This is a genomic window from Paracoccus sp. KR1-242 (assembly GCF_049446195.1).
GTDB classification, from domain to species: domain Bacteria; phylum Pseudomonadota; class Alphaproteobacteria; order Rhodobacterales; family Rhodobacteraceae; genus Paracoccus; species Paracoccus broussonetiae.
Genome location: NZ_JBMSED010000009.1, coordinates 192,426 through 208,144, shown reverse-complemented (window position 1 = coordinate 208,144; position 15,719 = coordinate 192,426). Strand labels below are relative to the sequence as shown.

The following is a 15,719-nucleotide window of genomic DNA, read 5'->3' as shown; positions in this document are numbered from 1 at the left end:
GAGCAAGCCATGACCCGACCCGAATATCCCGTCGCCCATCCTTCGGACGGGGTCGCCCGGCAGGTTCTGGCGGAAGATCCCGACCTGATGGTTGTGTCCTTCCGCTTTCAGGCCGGTGCCGTCGGCGCCTTGCATGACCATCCGCACACCCAATCGACCTATGTCGCCAGCGGCCGTTTCCGCTTTTTCCGCGGCGACGAGGTGCTTGAGCTGGGGCCGGGGGACAGCATCGTCATCGGCTCGGGCCTGCGTCATGGCTGCGAATGCATCGAGACGGGTGAGCTGATCGACTGCTTCACGCCGCGGCGCGACGATTTCCTGTGACCTGCCCGGGACCGCTCCGGTGGCGCGGTCCCTTTACGCGGGAATGATATGGGGCGCGGGCTGGTTGCTGAACCGGCCCCGCGCATCGATGATCAACCGCGCATGGTCGCGCAGCATCGCGTAATCCACATCGCTGTGATCGGTCAGGATCAGCACCGCGTCATACGAGGCGACGGTCTGGGGCGTAAGTTCGACCGAGGCGAGGTCAAAGGAATGTTCGCGCATGACCGGAAAGACCGGCACCTGACCATCCGCGTAATCGATATGCGCGCCCCAGTCGCGCAGCCGCTCCATCACCAGGACCGAGGGGCTTTCGCGCACGTCGTCCACGTCCCGCTTATAGGCGATGCCAAGGACCAGCAGCCGGGCGCGTGACATGACAAGGCCGCGCGCGTTCAGCGCATGCAGCGTCTTGCCGACGACATATTCGGGCATCGAGGCATTGACCTCTCCCGCAAGTTCGATGAACCGGGTGTGGATGCCGTATTCCCGCGCCTTCCACGTCAGGTAGAAGGGATCGACGGGGATGCAATGGCCACCGATGCCCGGTCCGGGATAGAAGGCCTTGAAACCGAAGGGTTTGGTTGCGGCGGCGTCGATCACCTCGAAGATGTCCAGCCCCATGCGCTGGGCGACGATCTTCAATTCGTTCACCAGCCCGATATTCACGGCGCGATAGATGTTCTCCAGCAGCTTGACCATTTCAGCCGCGCGGGACGAACTGACCGGAACCACCGTGTCGATGAAGGTCGAGTAAAGCGCCACGCCCGCGCGTTGCGAGGCTTCGTCATCCGCGCCAACGACCTTCGGGATGCGGCTGGTGTCGAAATCGGGATTGCCGGGATCTTCGCGTTCCGGCGAATAGGCAAGGAAGGCGTCCTGACCGGGGGTCAGCCCGGCCGCGACCAGCTGGGGTGCAAGCACTTCGGCGGTGGTGCCTGGCCAGGTCGTGCTTTCCAGGGCCAGAAGCTGGCCCGCGCGCAGATAAGGCCCAAGGGAATCCATCGTCGAAGTGACGAATTGCAGGTCGGGTTCGCGGTGCTTGTCCAGCGGCGTTGGCACGCAGATCAGCAGCGCGTCGCATTCTGCGGCGCGGCTGTAATCGCAGGTTGCCTCGAACCCGCGCGCGCGCATGGCGCGGATCGCGTCGGCGGGGATGTGGCGGATCGGGCTTTCCCCGGAATGAAGCTGGCGCACGCGCTCGGGCAGGATGTCGAAGCCAAGGACCGGCAGCCCGATCTCGGTGATGCGCATGGCCAGTGGAATGCCGACATATCCCAGCCCGACGATGCCGACGCGTGCCGTCCTGTCCGCGATCTTCTTCAGCAGTTCGTCAAGCATCGGGGCCTCGTTCGCAGCGTCGGACCCGACCTAGCACGGCACGCCTGACCGCACCATAGCGGCGACCGGCAGGCCGGGCGCCGGTGTCACAGGAAGCGCGCACTTTCCGCGTCTTGCAGCGGATAGACGATCAACCCGCTTTCGCGTCCACGCACCTGCACCATCTGCCCGGCCAGGTCGGCCCAGGGACGGTCCTGCGCCTGCATGACCTCTTGCGAGGCGACGATCGGGGCGTGCAGGTCCTTGGACACCCCTTCAAGCCGGCTGGCCACGTTGACCGTATCGCCGATCGCGGTTTCGCTGAGATTGCCGGAAAAACCCATGCTGCCGATGATGGCGGAACCGGCATGGATGCCGATGCCCACGTCGATGCGCACGCCCATATTCCTTATCAGCTCCTCATTCAGGGCGCCGACATTGCGCCGGATCTGGGCGGCGCTGCGCAGCGCCGACTGGCTGGCGACGTTCAGGTCGGTGTCGATCCCGAAGACGGCCATCGCCCCGTCGCCGATGAACTTGTCGACCCTGCCGCCATTCGCCGCGACGGCGTTGCCGACAATGTCGAAATACAGGTTCAGCAGAAAGACCACGTCATAGGGCAGATGCCGCTCGCTCAGCGTGGTGAAGCTGCGCAGGTCGCAGAACAGGACCGCGATTTCATGTTCGCGGGGCGGCATGGCCTGCCCTTCGGCGGCATGGGTCCGGGGCGGCTCGACCAGGCGTGCGACGGTGACGGCGGCGCGGGGGCGCAGCTGGCAGGCCAGTCGCACATCCGGCCCGGCCTGGATCCGCGCCAGCGTCGCGGCCTCAAGCGGGCTGGGCAGCGGCAGGGGCTCGTCGCTGGCCATGATCCGCACCCTGCAGGTCGAACAGCGCCCGTTTCCACCGCAGACCGAATAATGCGCGATGCCATTCGCCCAGCTTGCCTCAAGGATCGACATGCCGGGATTGGCGCGCGCCTGTTCGCCGCCCAGATAGCTGATCTCGATCTGGCCCGACCGTCCCAGGAACGCGCGCAGCTGGCGCAGGATCAGGACCATCGCGATCAGCAGGATCCATCCCGTTCGCAGCCCGGTCGAGATCATCGCGATCCGGTTCGAGCCAAGATAGGCCTCGGGCAAGGGGGGCAGAGGGGGATGCATCGACATTTCTTCTCGCGCGATGCGGTCCACCGTCTCGACCCCCGCCACGCCATAGCCGATCAGCGCCAGCACCGGCAGCAGGACCGCCGCGGCGACGATACCGGTGCGGATGCGCCGGAAGCCGGGATTGGTCGCCAGCACGCGCCCAAGACCATAGCAGCCGTGAACCCAGACGATCACCAGTGCCACGGATTGCTGGATCGACATGATCGGGTTGTCGTGCCACTGCGCTGTCAGCACCATCCGGTAGCTGGGTTCAAGCCCGCGCAGCGGTTCCTGCAGGCGCATCGCCATCGCGTGGTCGATCAGCAGATAAGGGATCAGCAGGCCCAGGATCAGAAGGATCAACTCGCCCAGCGGCATCTGCAGCGTTCGCCGCGAATACAGCGTCCAAAGCGACAGCCCGGCATGGATCAGGCAAGAGCCATAGAACAGCACCGTGCCCGGCAGCGTGCGCCACGGCATGGCCAGCCATTGTCGCGCATCCTCGGCCAGCGGAATCGAGGCGATGAGCAGCGAATGGTTCGTCAGGTGCATGATGACGAAGCACAGGATCACGCTGCCCGAGATCTGCCGCGCCAGAAGCATGGCCGGACCGCTGCGTCCCGGAAAGGCACCGCCCGCGCCATCGGGGGAAACCGCGCTCATGATCGCACCATCCGGCAGGGCCGTCGCGCTGCAGGGGCGGCGCGGCGGGAACGGGCAGCAAGCCGAGATGGCATCACGCTTTGCCGGTCCTTTCCGGATCGGGGGAAGCGAGTGCCCTGGCCGCGATAAGCTGTTCGGTCGTCCATGCCAGACGCTCCGCCAGCACGCGCATCATGTGCACGCATATGCTGCTGTCTTCCGAAAGGATCTTCAGGAAATACTTTGGTTCAATTGAAAGCACGTCAAGGTTCTCGGCGGCGCGCACGGTGGCCGTGCGGCTGCCGCCGCAAAGCAGGGCGATTTCGCCGATGATGTCGCCGACGCCAAGCTCGGCCACCTTGATCGCGCGCCCGTCGTCATCCGACAGCACATCGACCCGGCCAGCGATGATGATATAGGCCGTATCGGCATCGTCGCCCTTGCGAAACAGCACTTCGCCCTTGTCAAAATGCACCCGATGGGACGCGAAGGCCAGTTTCTTCAACCGCCCGATCTCGATGCAGGAGAACAGCGGTGCCTGTCGCAGCGCGTTCACTTCGTCACTCAGCGCCATCTCGGGCCTCATGTAAACACCATCGTGCTGTCCGACTTCTGCGCCGCTTTCAGATCGCAGAAGCTTCCGTCGAACTCGACGCTGCCGCGGTCGAAGATGATGACGCGCTGGAACAGGTGGGCCATGCGCGTGTTCGACAGCACCCAGATCACCGCCGGCTTTTCCTCGTGGCGTTGCAGGGCTTGCAGGGTCGCCCCAACGATAGCCTCGTGCTGGCGAGGGTCAACCGCGGAAAGCGCCTTGTTCAGCACATAATACTCGGATTGCCGGATCAGCGCGCGCGCCAGGCTCAGCCTTTGACGCTGCGCAAGGTTCAGGCGGCGCCCGGAAATGCCAACGTCCTCTCCCAGGCCAAGGCGCAGGATGTCCTGCGAGACGCCCGCCTGGCGCAGGTATCCCACGATCAGGTCGAACAGCTTGCGCTGCGTCTCGGGGTTGTTGCGGGCAAGCTTGCCGAACAGGATGTTCTCGATCACGCGGGCGGCGTCGTTATAGGTGTCGGGCTGATAGGGGGTGATCAGCGCGCGCAGTTCCTTTGGCAGCGCCTCGGCCAGCATGGCGCGGGCCTTGACCACCTTGTCGCTCAGCGCGTCGCTGAGCAGGCCCAGCCGCATCTGCACCTCATTATAGGACAGGCTCAGCGTCAGCATCCGGAACCGGTCGTCGGGCTTTGCATCCACCAGCCTGCCGCGATGGGTGCGGGCGACGAGCTGGCGCAGTTCGGGGATGTCCTGCGGGTTCAGGAAGGGCATCTGCGCGAAAAGCGTTTCGTCCTCGCCCTCGTCGCCGACCAGTTCCAGAATGTTCTCGGCCATTTCGTGGCCAAGGTCGAACAGATCGCCTGCCAGCCCAAGATCGTCCCCGATCTTGCGGGCAGCGTCGCTGCGCAGGATGGTCGTGCCCGCATCGGGCGAGGCAAGCTCGCCGAACAGCAGGTTCTCGCCCAGACTGGCGCGCGAGTTGTAGCGCTGGGTATCGAAATGCTCGATCGGGATCTTGGCGGCCCCGCTGGCCTGATCCGCACGCAAGCGGTGGCGCAGGCTGACGATGACGGATTTCAGATGCTCGTGCTCTCCCGGTGCCAGCCGGGCGCGCAGGCCCATGCCCATGACATCCGGCGCAAGCCCGGTCGTCTCAAGCGCGGAGACGATGGCCGCGTCAAGATCGCGCGCCCCGTCGGCCGTGGGGGGGACCAGCGCCCGATCGATCCAGTCCGCATCCACCGGGAATTCGGCATTGCCCGAGGCGCGAGCTTCGGTCAGTTCCCAGCGAGCCCGCCGGGCGGCCAGCGCATCCGTTGCCTCGGGGACGGAATAGGGCGCGTGGCGCAGGCCATAAAGCAGGTTGTCGTAAAGGCTGCCCTGAAAGAAGTAATCCTGCTGCGTGATATAGGTGATGCGGCGGCCCAGCAGGTATTCGGGCATGTCCTCGATCGGCTCGCCCGCGACGGTCATGCGGCCGCTGGTCGGCCAGACCGCGCGGCCCATGACGGCCGCCATCACCTCGGCCCCCGAGCCGGTATTGTCGATCATTGCTACCGTCTCGCCATGCGCAAAGGACAGCGACACCCGGTCCAGCAGCTTTTCGCCAGCGCCGTCCTCCTGCACCTCAAGCGCCGAGGCGGTCAGCGGGGCTCCAAGCGCCCCCGTTTCCAGGCTGAGGCAATGCAGGCGCTCGTCGATCAGCATGGGGGCACGGAACTGCTCGACCACGGTTTCGCATTTCACGCGCACATCCTGACGGGCCTGGTCCCAGTCGATCAGCTCTTTCAGGGGGCCGGGCAAGTCCTTGTAGGCGTTGATGACGGCGACAAGCTGGCCCACATCCAGCTCTCCCTTGATCGTCAGGTAGCCACCGAACGAATAGAAGACGAAGGGCGTGATCTGTGCCAGGAAGTTGTTCAGGAACTTGACCATGAACTTCCACTGATACAGGTCGTAGCGGATCTTGAAGATCCGGCCCAGCCGGGCGCTGATATCGGCGCGTTCGTAATTGGTCGTGTCCATCGCGTGGATGGTCGAGATCCCGTCCATCAGCTCGCCGATGCGGCCCGAAAGCTCGCGCGCGGTCAATTGCCGCTGGCGTCCCAACTCGATCAGGCGGCGGCGCATGCGGGGAATGATCGCGACCTGGATGCCGGCGATGAAACCCGCGACCGCGCCCAGCCACAGGTTCTGCACGCAGATGAAGATCATCGCCATCAGCGCCTGCCCGGTCAGCATCACCGGCTGCACAAAGGCGTCGCCGGTAAAGCCGCCCAGCGGCTCGACCTCGTCCTTGATCATGCTGGCGGCTTCGGCGGGCTTGATGCGTCGGAACTGCTGGGGCGGAAAGCGCAGGATGCGATCGACCAGCTGATAACGCACCCGGCGCAGCAGGCGTTCGCCCATGCGGCCCTTGAAGGTGTTGATGTAATACTTGAAGAGCCCGTTGATGATGACCAGCGACAGGAAGGTGAAGCTTAGCGCCATCAGCATCGGCATCCGCTCCAGCGGTACGCCTTCGAAAAGCACCACCTGGCCGAAGACCGGCAAGTCAGGGGCGATGCGCATGAAGATCTGGGTCGAGGTGGCGGTTTCGAACCCCTGGCCCTGGATGGGGCCGTTGACGATCTGCTTGGGCAGGTCAAACGAGATGTAATAGGGAATCATCGAGATGACGACGATGAACAGAATCCAGATCTGCGAACGTCGCGTATAGGTCCAGATGAACCGGGTGAGACCTTGTTCCATCGCTATTCCTGCCTGGCGCCCGGTCGCGACGCTGCCGGGACGGCGTCACGAGGGGTCGTTTCGGATCGTTGGCGATTGCGTCCGACGATTGCAAGTGCTTGTGTCGCATGGCTCCTTCGCCGTCCACCCGTTCCCAGCCCGACATGGCCCGACCAGATGAGGATTGCCCTTTACGCCCCGCTGAAATCCCCGGATCATCCGGTTCCTTCCGGGGACCGGACGATGGCGCGCCTGCTGATGCGCGCCTTGGCACTTGCGGGCCACGAAGTGCGGCTGGCATCGGATCTGCGGGTGTTCCTGAAGGCGCCGGATCACGGACTTCTGACCGACGCGCGCAGCGCTGCCGCGGCCGAAATCACGCGGATCGACCGGCTTTGGCGGATGCAGGGCGCGCCGGACCTGTGGCTGTGCTATCACCCCTATTACAAATCCCCCGACCTGATCGGGCCGGTGCTTTGCCGCTGCTTCGGGGTTGCCCATGCCACGGTCGAGGCGTCGTGGTCGCGCCGGCGCAATTTTGGCGACTGGGCCGTGGCGCAGTCCGAGGTCGCGGGGATACTGAAATCCGCTGCGGCGAACGTCTCGCTGACTGCACGGGATGCGGCGGGGCTTGAGGCGCTGGGCGTCGGTGTCCGTCGCCTGCCGCCCTTTATCGATGTCGCGCCCTTCATGGCCGCGCCCCGGCCGGTTGCGGGCCATCTTGTCACCGCAGCCATGATGCGTCCGGGGGATAAGTTGTCCAGCTATTGCGCGCTGGCGCGGGCACTGGGCAGGGTGCCCGGCGACTGGCGGCTGTCGATCGCCGGGGATGGCCCGGCACGCCCCGAGGTTGAAGCAGCCTTCGCGTATCTTGGTCCCCGCGTCGTCTTTCATGGCCAGCTGGACCAGCCGCAACTTGCGGCGCTTCTGGCGCAGGGGTCGCTTTACCTGTGGCCGGGGCATGGCGAGGCCTTTGGCCTTGCCGCGCTTGAGGCGCAGGCGGCTGGTCTGCCGGTCATCAGTGAAAATACCGCTGGTGTTCCCGAGGTGGTGCAGGACGGCGAAACCGGACTGCTGACGCCCGAAGGCGACGTGTCGGCCTATGCCGCTGCGGTGACCGGACTGCTGGCAGATCCTGCCCGCCGCGAGCGGATGGCCGTGGCGGCGCGGCGCTTTGCGCAAGGCGAGCGCAGCCTTGAGCGTGCGGCCGTCCTTCTCGACTCGATCCTTGAAAAGGTGCAGCGATGATCCAGGTATTTCGCCGCGCCCTTGCCGCCGCCTCCGATCAGGGCCGGGTCCTGCGCTTCTGGCTGCGCGACGATGACGCCACCCGGCCCGGACCAAGGCTTGAGCGGCTGATCTCGCTCTGCGAGCGGCATGGGGTTCCCCCGACGCTGGCGGTGGTGCCGGCGGGGCTTGACCCGGCTCTGGGAGGGCTGCTGACGGGGGATGCGCGCGTCGCCCTGCATGGCTGGTCGCACCGGAACCATGCCGGTCCCCGAGAAAAGAAGCAGGAGCTTGGCCCCCATCGTCCCGCGGCCGAGGTGCTGGCGGAACTGGCAGAGGGCAGGGACCTGCTGGGCCGGGTCTTTCCGGGCCGGGTGCTGGACCTGCTTGTGCCGCCGTGGAACCGCATTGCACCCGCCGTGGCCGAGGGGCTGCCGGGCATCGGTATCCGCGCCCTTTCCGCCTATGGCAGGATCAACGCACGGGCGCTGCCGGTCCTGAATGCCGATATCGACCCGATCGACTGGCGTGCGCGGCGCAGTCTGCGTGATCCCGCGCTCTTGTGGCAGAAGCTGGCACTTCGGGCGCAGATCGACCGTCCCATCGGCATCCTGACCCATCACCTGGATCACGACGAAGCGGTGTGGCAGTTTCTTGACCTGCTGATGGGGATGACCGCGGGACCACATTGCCGCTGGATCACCCCCGAGGAGATGATGCCCGACTTGCTCTCCAAAGGCGTTACCAGCTTTTCCAGTCGATCAGCAGACCGGATCGGTCCCTGAACCTTTGAAGTTCGGCCATGGGTGCGCGGCGGGGCAGATGCCCGGCCAGAATGTCATGCGCGGCCATCGACGCGGGGCAAAGCCGGGCGAACAGCGTGAAGATCAGCGGACCCGTCACCCACCACGCAGGCGCGCGGGGCAAGGCCGCCACGGCATCGGGCAGGGTGCGGATCAACGCGCGCAACGCTGGATGGGCCTGCGGAGTCGAGATCAGCGCATTCGTCAGCAGGACCGGCCCGCGCCCGGTGACGCGGGGCGTATCCTCGGCCAGAGAGGACAGGCCGCAGGGGGGCAGGAAGTGATCGAAATCCATGTCATCGCGCGCGGGATAGAAATCTGCATCCAGATAGATGCCCCCTTGGGCATCAAGCACCAGATAGCGGGCGACATCGACGGCACCGGGGTAATCCCCCTCGGCCAGCATTCGGCGATAGACCGGATGGTCGGTGGCGCCGATCCGCTCCAGCGCCGCTTCGTCCCACAGGCAATAGGCGCGCCCCTGTCGTGCACACCATGCCTGCCAGGCGACCAGCGACGGGGGGCGGGGCAGGGAGCCGATCCAGATCTGGTGCAGGATGCGGGGAACGGGTGCCAGGGCCATCTCTGCCGCCTGTCTGCGTTCCATCGGGTCAAGCACCGCCATTGGCAGAAGCGCGTCAAGCGCCGGTCCCTGGCTTGCCTGCCAGCCCAGCTTGTCGATCAGGCGACCCTCGGCCCGTGCAAGGTGCAGAAGTGCCGCATGAAGGCGCCGGGGCAGGCCGGCAAGTGTAAGGGGACCCATGGGTGCATCACCCGTTACAGTCGGTTCTGCCTCAAGCAGCTGGGCCAGGGTGCGCGCATCGTCGAACCGGCCGGTACGGGTCAGCTGCGCCAGCACTTCAAGCTGCGCGTCGAACCAGTGCTTGTCCCTGCCTTCCGCCATGATCCGGATGCCTTTCTGATGTCCCGCGCCATCCCTCGACGGCGCGCATCACGAACCGGCATGGACAGACCCCGGATGCTTGACTAGCATTCCCGCCAAGGATTTACAGCCGAGAACGGCCCGGCCCAGATGACCCAAAGCCGAGATCTATTGCGCATCGAGAACCTCAACGTGGGGTTCTCGTTCTATGGGGGCCGGATCGACGCCGTGCGCGGCGCTTCGCTGCGTGTGCTGCCGGGACGGATCACGACACTGGTGGGGCAGTCAGGCTCGGGCAAATCGGTGATTGGCCGCGCGATCATGGGGCTGCATCCGACCCATGCCGAAACTTCGGGACGCATCCTGTTCGACGATCCGCATCTTCAGGACCATGGGGTGGTCGACCTGGCGACGCTGCCGCCCGATGGTACCCGGATGCGGGCCATCCGGGGAAACCGCATCGGGATGATCTTTCAGGAACCGATGAGTTCCTTTTCCCCCGTCCACACCATCGGCAACCAGATCGACGAGGCGCTGCGCATCCATTCCGTCCTGTCCCCGCGCGAGCGCGCCGAACGGATCGAGCAGATGCTGGCGGATGTCGGCTTCTCGCATCCTCGGCAGGTCGTGGGACGCTATCCCTTCGAGATGTCGGGGGGGATGCGCCAAAGGGCGATGGTCGCGCAGGCGCTGATCTGCGATCCGGCCCTGCTGATCGCCGACGAACCGACGACCGCACTGGACGTGACCATTCAGGGGCAGCTTCTGAACCTGCTGCGCAAACTGCAGGAACAAAGGGGCATGGCGATCCTGCTGATTACCCATGACCTTGGCGTGGTGGCGAACCTCGCCGACGAGGTGGTGGTGATGTATCGCGGAGAGGTCGTGGAATCTGGTCCGACCGAGCCGATCTTCCGCCGTCCCAGCCATCCCTATCTGCAAGCGCTGATGCAGGCGGTTCCGCATTTCGACATGGCGCCGGGGGAAAGGCTGCGACCGCTGGTGCCGGTCAAGGTCGACGGTTCGGCGCTGGGCGTAGCGCGCCCCAAGCAAGGGGATGGACCCCTGCTTGAGGTCAGCGGCCTGACCAAGTCGTTTCGACCCCGCGATGGCGGGATGTTCCGCACGCCCCCTCCGGTCCGCGTGGTGTCGGATGTGGGCTTCACAATCCGGCGCGGGCGCACTCTGGGGCTGGTCGGCGAATCCGGGTCGGGCAAGACCACGGTGGGCAAGCTGATCGTCCGCGCCATCACTCCGGATGCGGGGCAAGTGCTGCTGGACGGACAGGACATGCTGGCCGCCAAGGGGGATGAGTTGATGGCGCTGCGGCGCCGTGTGCAGATGGTTTTTCAGGATCCGGTCTCATCCCTTTCGCCGCATATGACGATCGGCAACATCCTGACCGAACCGCTGGAGGTGCATGGTGTCGGCGACCGCGCCAGCCGCCGCGACCTGGCCCGCGACCTGATCCGTGCCGTCGGCCTGCCCGAGCGCGATCTTGCGCGCTATCCGCACAGCTTCTCGGGCGGGCAGCGCCAAAGGATCGGTATCGCCCGCGCACTGGCGCTGGGCCCCGAACTGATTGTCTGCGACGAGGCGACTTCGGCGCTGGATGTTTCTGTCCAGGCGCAGGTGCTGAACCTGCTCAAGGATCTGCAGCGCGACCTGGGGCTGACCTATCTGTTCATCTCGCATAACCTTGCGGTCGTGAACTACATGTCCGACGACGTGGCGGTGATGCAGGCCGGCCGGATTGTCGAGATCGGCCCGCGCGAGATCATCATGAAGAATCCCGTCCATCCTTATACCCGCGCGCTGCTGGCGGCGGTGCCTTATCCCGACCTGGACCGGCCGCTGGATTTTGCGGCGCTGGGCGCCAACGCCAAGCCCTCGGGCTGGGCACCCGCATTCCACGGACCGGCGCTTGAGCCGATGGACCTGGGATCGGGCCATCTGGTGTTGGTGCGCCCGGACGCGTCGCGGGCGGAGATCATGGCATGACCCGCCTGTCGCGCCGCGAAGCGCTGGCCCTGCTGGCGGCGGGTGCGACCGTGCCCGGCGCGTTGCGGGCCGAGCCGCAGATTTTTCGCGGCCCTCCCTCGCTTCACGCCCGCATTCTGTCGGGCGAGCTGCCCCCGGTCGGGCACCGGCTGCCGATGATCCCCCGCGTCATCCGCCTTGAGGGAGAGGAAAGCGCCCCCGGCCGCTATGGCGGTCGCCTGCGCATGCTGATCGGCGGCGCGCGCGACATCAGGCACGTCCCTGTGATGAGCTATTCGCGGCTGGTGGGCTATGATCGGAACTTCATCATCCAGCCGGATATTCTGGAACGCTTTCACGTCGCGAACGAGCGTATCTTTACCTTCCGCCTGCGGCGTGGGCACCGCTGGTCGGATGGCAGCCCCCTGACGGCCGAGGATTTCCGTTTCGCATGGGAAGATATCGCCCTTCATCCCGAAATGTCGCGCAGCGGTCCCCCGGCCGAGATGCGCGCCGCCGGGGATCCGCCGCGTTTCGAGGTGCTGGACGACCTGACGGTGCGCTATTCCTGGGACAGCCCGAACCCGGCCTTCCTGTCGCGGCTGGCGGCGCCGGTTCCGCCGCGACTGGTGTTGCCGGCGGCCTATCTGCGCCAGTTCCACGCGGATTATCAGACACCCGAGGAACTCAAGCGCCATGTCATCGCCGAACGTGTCGATGACTGGGTGGCCTTGATGCAGAAGATGTCGCGCCAGAACCGCCCCGAGAACCCGGCATTGCCGACGCTTGAGGCATGGATGCCGATGACCGTGCCGCCCGCCGACCAGTTCGTGTTCGACCGCAATCCTTATTTTCACCGCGTCGACCACACCGGGCAGCAATTGCCCTATGTCGACCGGTTGGAGCTGAACGTCAGCTCCTCGGACCTGATTCCGGCCAAGACGGGCGCGGGAGATTCCGATCTTCAGATGCTGGGCCTTGATTTTGCGGATTACACCTATCTCAAGCAGGCCGAGAAGCGGTTCCCGATCCGGCTGGACCTGTGGAAGCGGATCCAGGGCTCGCGCATGGCGCTGGTTCCGAACCTGAACTGCCGCGACCTGCCGTGGCGCGACGCGATGCGCGACCTGCGCTTTCGCCGCGCGCTGTCACTGGGCGTCGACCGGCACGAAATCAACATGGTCGTTTTTTTCGGGCTGGCGGCGGAAGGGGCGAATACCGTCCTGCCCGAAAGCCCGTTCTTTCGCCCCGAGCTTGCGACGCTTTGGGCCACGCATGATCCCGATCAGGCCAACCGCCTGCTGGACGAGGCGGGCTTCGTGCGTGAGGGCCGGGGCCTGCGCCGCCTGTCGGACGGGCGGCCGATGCAGCTGATCGTCGAAACCACCGGCGAAAGCAGCCTGCAGACCGACCTGCTTCAACTGATCGACGGCCATTGGCGCGAGATCGGGATCCAGCTGATCCCTCGTGTCAGCCAGCGTGACCTGTTCCGCAGCCGGGTCATGGCCGGGCAGGTGGTCATGGCCGCGTGGGAGGGGCTGGACAACGGCATCCCGAATGCCGACACGCCGCCCACGGCCTTTGCCCCGGTCTCGGACGACCAGATACAATGGCCGCTGTGGAGCGTCCATCACCTCTCGGGCGGTACTGCGGGCGAGGCGCCGGACCTGCCTGCCGCGCAGGAATTGCTGGCGCTCTACAAGGAATGGCAATCCAGCGCCGAGGTCTTTCGCCGAGAAGATGTCTGGCGGCGGATCCTGGAGCTGTGGGGCGAACAGGTCTTTACCATCGGCACGGTCAACCAGACCCTGCAACCGGTGGTGCGCCGCGCCGATCTGCGCAACATGCCGCAGAAGGCTCTGTATGGCTATGACCCGACTGCGTATCTGGGGATCTACATGCCCGATACATTCTGGCTGGAGAATGAGCCGCGGGAGGGTACGGCATGATCCGCTATCTGATCTGGCGCGTCGCGGTGATGGTCCCGACGCTGGTGCTGATCTCGATGCTGGTCTTTACCATCATCGAGCTGCCCCCCGGCGACTATTTCGAAAGCTATGTGCAGGAACTGCGCGCCATGGGCGAGGAAGCGGACCTGCAGGAGATCGAGGATCTGAAGGCCCGTTACGGCTTCGATCAGCCGATGCCTGTCCGTTACCTGCACTGGGTCACGGGAATGTTGCACGGCGATTTCGGCTATTCCTTCGAATACCGGATGCCGGTCAGCGAGGTGGTGGCCAGCCGCATGTGGCTGACGGTGCTGGTCTCGATGGTGACGATCATCGTGACCTGGGTGATTGCCTTTCCGATCGGCATCTATTCGGCGACGCATCAATACAGCTGGGGCGATTACGGCCTGACCTTCCTAGGCCTGCTGGGTATCGCCATTCCGAATTTCATGCTGGCGCTGATCCTGATGTATTTCGCCAATGTCTGGTTCGGCGTGTCGATCGGCCACCTGATGGACCGAGAATTCGTGAACCAGCCGATGAGCTGGGAAAAGGCGCGCTCGATCATGTCGCATCTTTGGATCCCGGTGCTGATCATCGGGACGGCGGGCACCGCGGGGATGGCGCGGCGGTTGCGCGCGAACCTGCTGGACGAGCTGGGCAAGCAGTATGTCGTCACCGCCCGCGCCAAGGGTCTGCATCCCTTTCGCGTGCTGGTCAAATACCCGCTGCGACTGGCGCTGAACTTCTTCATCTCGGATATCGGCTCGATCCTGCCCGCCATCGTCTCGGGGGCCGAGATCACGGCGATCGTGCTGTCGCTGGAAACCACGGGGCCGCTGCTGATCCGGGCGCTGCAATCGCAGGACATGTATCTGGCGGGGTCGTTCCTGATGTTCCTGGCCTTCCTGACCGTCATCGGCGTCCTCGTCTCGGATATCGCGCTGGCGATCCTTGATCCGCGCATCAGGCTGGCCGGAGGGGCGACCAAGTGATCGGACTTCCCCCACCCGGCGCGCCCCTGCCGCACAGCGTTTCGCAGGCGCCATTCGACCCCGTCGCCGATCAGGCGGCCGAAGGCGGCAAGCTGGCCGAGGCCTCGCAATTGCGGATCATGTGGTGGAAGTTCCGGCGGCACCGGATCGCGCTGCTATCGGCGGTGTTTCTGGTCCTGATCTATCTGTCTGCGATCTTTGCCGAGTTTCTCGCGCCTTACGGCTTGCACAGCCGAGACACCGCCAACATCTATGCGCCGCCCCAGCGCGTCCACCTGTTCCACGAGGGCAGCTTCGTCGGCCCCTTCGTCTATGGCCGCAGCATGACGCTGGACATGGAAAACCTGCGCCGGGTCTATACCGAGGATCGCAGCAACCCGCAGAAGCTGCGCTTTTTCTGCCGGGGCGACGAGTACCTGCTGATGGGGCTGGTTCCGGGCCAGCGGCATCTGGTCTGCCCGCCCGAAAACGGAACCGTGTTCCTGCTCGGCACCGACCGGTTGGGTCGCGACATCCTGTCACGGATCATCCACGGCGCGCGGATCTCGCTGACCATCGGCATTCTGGGCGTCGCGATGAGCTTCGTGCTGGGCATCGTGATCGGCGGGCTTGCGGGCTATTACGGCGGCTGGATCGACGCCATCGTCCAGCGCATGATCGAGGTGCTGCAATCCATCCCCTCGATCCCGCTTTGGATGGCGCTGGCCGCGATCATGCCGGTGACCTGGAGCCCGCTGCTGGTCTATGCCGGGATCACCGTGATCCTGGGAATGCTGGACTGGACCGGCCTTGCCCGCGCCGTCAGATCGAAGCTGCTGGCGCTGCGCGAGGAAGACTATGTCCAGGCCGCGCAGATCCTTGGCGCCAGTCCTGGCCGCATCATCGGGCGGCACCTTGTGCCGGGCTTCATGTCGCACCTGGTCGCTTCGGCCACGCTGACCATTCCGGGAATGATCCTGGGCGAGACCGCGCTGAGCTTTCTTGGCCTTGGCCTGCGCCCCCCCATCACCAGTTGGGGCATCCTTCTGACCGAGGCGCGCAGCGTCAACACGCTGGCGCTGTATCCCTGGCTTCTGTTCCCCGTGATCCCCGTCACGCTTGTCATTCTCGCCTTCAACTTCCTGGGTGACGGATTGCGTGACGCCGCCGACCCCCTGCGCTAA

Annotated in this window: 12 protein-coding genes; 7 read left to right on the top strand and 5 right to left on the bottom strand. The window is 65.3% G+C overall.

The features are described 5' to 3' along the window. Window positions 1-9 precede the first annotated feature (9 nt). Window positions 10-324, top strand: coding sequence for a cupin domain-containing protein (locus tag ACO2Q4_RS15040; RefSeq protein WP_395135107.1), 315 nt, complete (start codon window positions 10-12; stop codon window positions 322-324). 33 nt (window positions 325-357) lie between these two features. On the opposite strand, the gene ACO2Q4_RS15035 is transcribed toward ACO2Q4_RS15040, so the two are convergent. The 4 genes from ACO2Q4_RS15035 to ACO2Q4_RS15020 all read right to left on the bottom strand — a co-directional run bounded on the left by ACO2Q4_RS15035 (window position 358) and on the right by ACO2Q4_RS15020 (window position 6,740). Next, window positions 358-1,665 carry a nucleotide sugar dehydrogenase gene (locus tag ACO2Q4_RS15035; RefSeq protein WP_423320271.1) on the bottom strand — a complete coding sequence of 436 codons (1,308 nt, stop codon included), beginning with the start codon at window positions 1,663-1,665 and terminating at the stop codon, window positions 358-360. Between the two features lie 86 nt (window positions 1,666-1,751). Then, entirely contained in the window at window positions 1,752-3,455 is a 1,704-nt protein-coding gene (locus tag ACO2Q4_RS15030) for an adenylate/guanylate cyclase domain-containing protein (protein ID WP_423320269.1), read from the bottom strand. Between the two features lie 73 nt (window positions 3,456-3,528). Beyond that, window positions 3,529-4,020, bottom strand: coding sequence for a cyclic nucleotide-binding domain-containing protein (locus ACO2Q4_RS15025; protein WP_311760730.1), 492 nt, complete (start codon window positions 4,018-4,020; stop codon window positions 3,529-3,531). After that, window positions 4,017-6,740 (bottom strand): ABC transporter transmembrane domain-containing protein, encoded by a 2,724-nt coding sequence (locus ACO2Q4_RS15020; protein ID WP_311760731.1) that lies wholly within the window; start codon window positions 6,738-6,740, stop codon window positions 4,017-4,019. Before ACO2Q4_RS15020 ends, ACO2Q4_RS15025 begins: the two co-directional genes overlap by 4 nt. Window positions 6,741-6,896: 156 nt before the next feature. On the opposite strand from ACO2Q4_RS15020, the gene ACO2Q4_RS15015 reads away from it, so the two are divergent. Together ACO2Q4_RS15015 and ACO2Q4_RS15010 are read left to right on the top strand one after the other, a co-directional pair. Continuing rightward, the gene (locus ACO2Q4_RS15015) at window positions 6,897-7,967 is read left to right on the top strand and encodes a glycosyltransferase family 4 protein (RefSeq protein WP_423320266.1); all 1,071 of its coding nucleotides are present in this window, start codon (window positions 6,897-6,899) and stop codon (window positions 7,965-7,967) included. Beyond that, window positions 7,964-8,731: a polysaccharide deacetylase family protein gene (locus tag ACO2Q4_RS15010; protein ID WP_423320264.1), complete on the top strand. Its 768-nt coding sequence runs from the start codon at window positions 7,964-7,966 to the stop codon at window positions 8,729-8,731. Before ACO2Q4_RS15015 ends, ACO2Q4_RS15010 begins: the two co-directional genes overlap by 4 nt. On the opposite strand, the gene ACO2Q4_RS15005 is transcribed toward ACO2Q4_RS15010, so the two are convergent. After that, window positions 8,688-9,653, bottom strand: a complete 966-nt coding sequence (locus tag ACO2Q4_RS15005) for a glycosyltransferase (protein ID WP_423320262.1) — start codon at window positions 9,651-9,653, stop codon at window positions 8,688-8,690. The genes ACO2Q4_RS15010 and ACO2Q4_RS15005 overlap by 44 nt on opposite strands. 129 nt (window positions 9,654-9,782) lie before the next feature. Here ACO2Q4_RS15005 and ACO2Q4_RS15000 point away from each other — a divergent pair, with 129 nt between their 5' ends. From ACO2Q4_RS15000 to ACO2Q4_RS14985, 4 genes are read left to right on the top strand one after another with little or no spacing between them, the layout of a single operon-like run. Beyond that, a complete protein-coding gene (locus tag ACO2Q4_RS15000; protein WP_423320260.1) occupies window positions 9,783-11,633 on the top strand; it encodes an ABC transporter ATP-binding protein in 1,851 nt (616 codons plus the stop codon). Beyond that, the gene (locus tag ACO2Q4_RS14995; protein ID WP_423320258.1) at window positions 11,630-13,561 is read left to right on the top strand and encodes an ABC transporter substrate-binding protein; all 1,932 of its coding nucleotides are present in this window, start codon (window positions 11,630-11,632) and stop codon (window positions 13,559-13,561) included. The genes ACO2Q4_RS15000 and ACO2Q4_RS14995 overlap by 4 nt, the downstream gene beginning before the upstream one ends. After that, window positions 13,558-14,556, top strand: coding sequence for an ABC transporter permease (locus ACO2Q4_RS14990; RefSeq protein WP_311760737.1), 999 nt, complete (start codon window positions 13,558-13,560; stop codon window positions 14,554-14,556). Before ACO2Q4_RS14995 ends, ACO2Q4_RS14990 begins: the two co-directional genes overlap by 4 nt. Next, window positions 14,553-15,719, top strand: a complete 1,167-nt coding sequence (locus ACO2Q4_RS14985; protein WP_395135114.1) for an ABC transporter permease — start codon at window positions 14,553-14,555, stop codon at window positions 15,717-15,719. The genes ACO2Q4_RS14990 and ACO2Q4_RS14985 overlap by 4 nt, the downstream gene beginning before the upstream one ends.

What these genes read in the sequence shown, in the direction of transcription:
- ACO2Q4_RS15040 (WP_395135107.1), top strand. Translation starts at nt 10, where the DNA reads ATGACCCGACCCGAATATCCCGTCGCCCATCCTTCGGACGGGGTCGCC.
- ACO2Q4_RS15035 (WP_423320271.1), bottom strand. Translation starts at nt 1,665, where the DNA reads ATGCTTGACGAACTGCTGAAGAAGATCGCGGACAGGACGGCACGCGTC.
- ACO2Q4_RS15030 (WP_423320269.1), bottom strand. Translation starts at nt 3,455, where the DNA reads ATGAGCGCGGTTTCCCCCGATGGCGCGGGCGGTGCCTTTCCGGGACGC.
- ACO2Q4_RS15025 (WP_311760730.1), bottom strand. Translation starts at nt 4,020, where the DNA reads ATGAGGCCCGAGATGGCGCTGAGTGACGAAGTGAACGCGCTGCGACAG.
- ACO2Q4_RS15020 (WP_311760731.1), bottom strand. Translation starts at nt 6,740, where the DNA reads ATGGAACAAGGTCTCACCCGGTTCATCTGGACCTATACGCGACGTTCG.
- ACO2Q4_RS15015 (WP_423320266.1), top strand. Translation starts at nt 6,897, where the DNA reads ATGAGGATTGCCCTTTACGCCCCGCTGAAATCCCCGGATCATCCGGTT.
- ACO2Q4_RS15010 (WP_423320264.1), top strand. Translation starts at nt 7,964, where the DNA reads ATGATCCAGGTATTTCGCCGCGCCCTTGCCGCCGCCTCCGATCAGGGC.
- ACO2Q4_RS15005 (WP_423320262.1), bottom strand. Translation starts at nt 9,653, where the DNA reads ATGGCGGAAGGCAGGGACAAGCACTGGTTCGACGCGCAGCTTGAAGTG.
- ACO2Q4_RS15000 (WP_423320260.1), top strand. Translation starts at nt 9,783, where the DNA reads ATGACCCAAAGCCGAGATCTATTGCGCATCGAGAACCTCAACGTGGGG.
- ACO2Q4_RS14995 (WP_423320258.1), top strand. Translation starts at nt 11,630, where the DNA reads ATGACCCGCCTGTCGCGCCGCGAAGCGCTGGCCCTGCTGGCGGCGGGT.
- ACO2Q4_RS14990 (WP_311760737.1), top strand. Translation starts at nt 13,558, where the DNA reads ATGATCCGCTATCTGATCTGGCGCGTCGCGGTGATGGTCCCGACGCTG.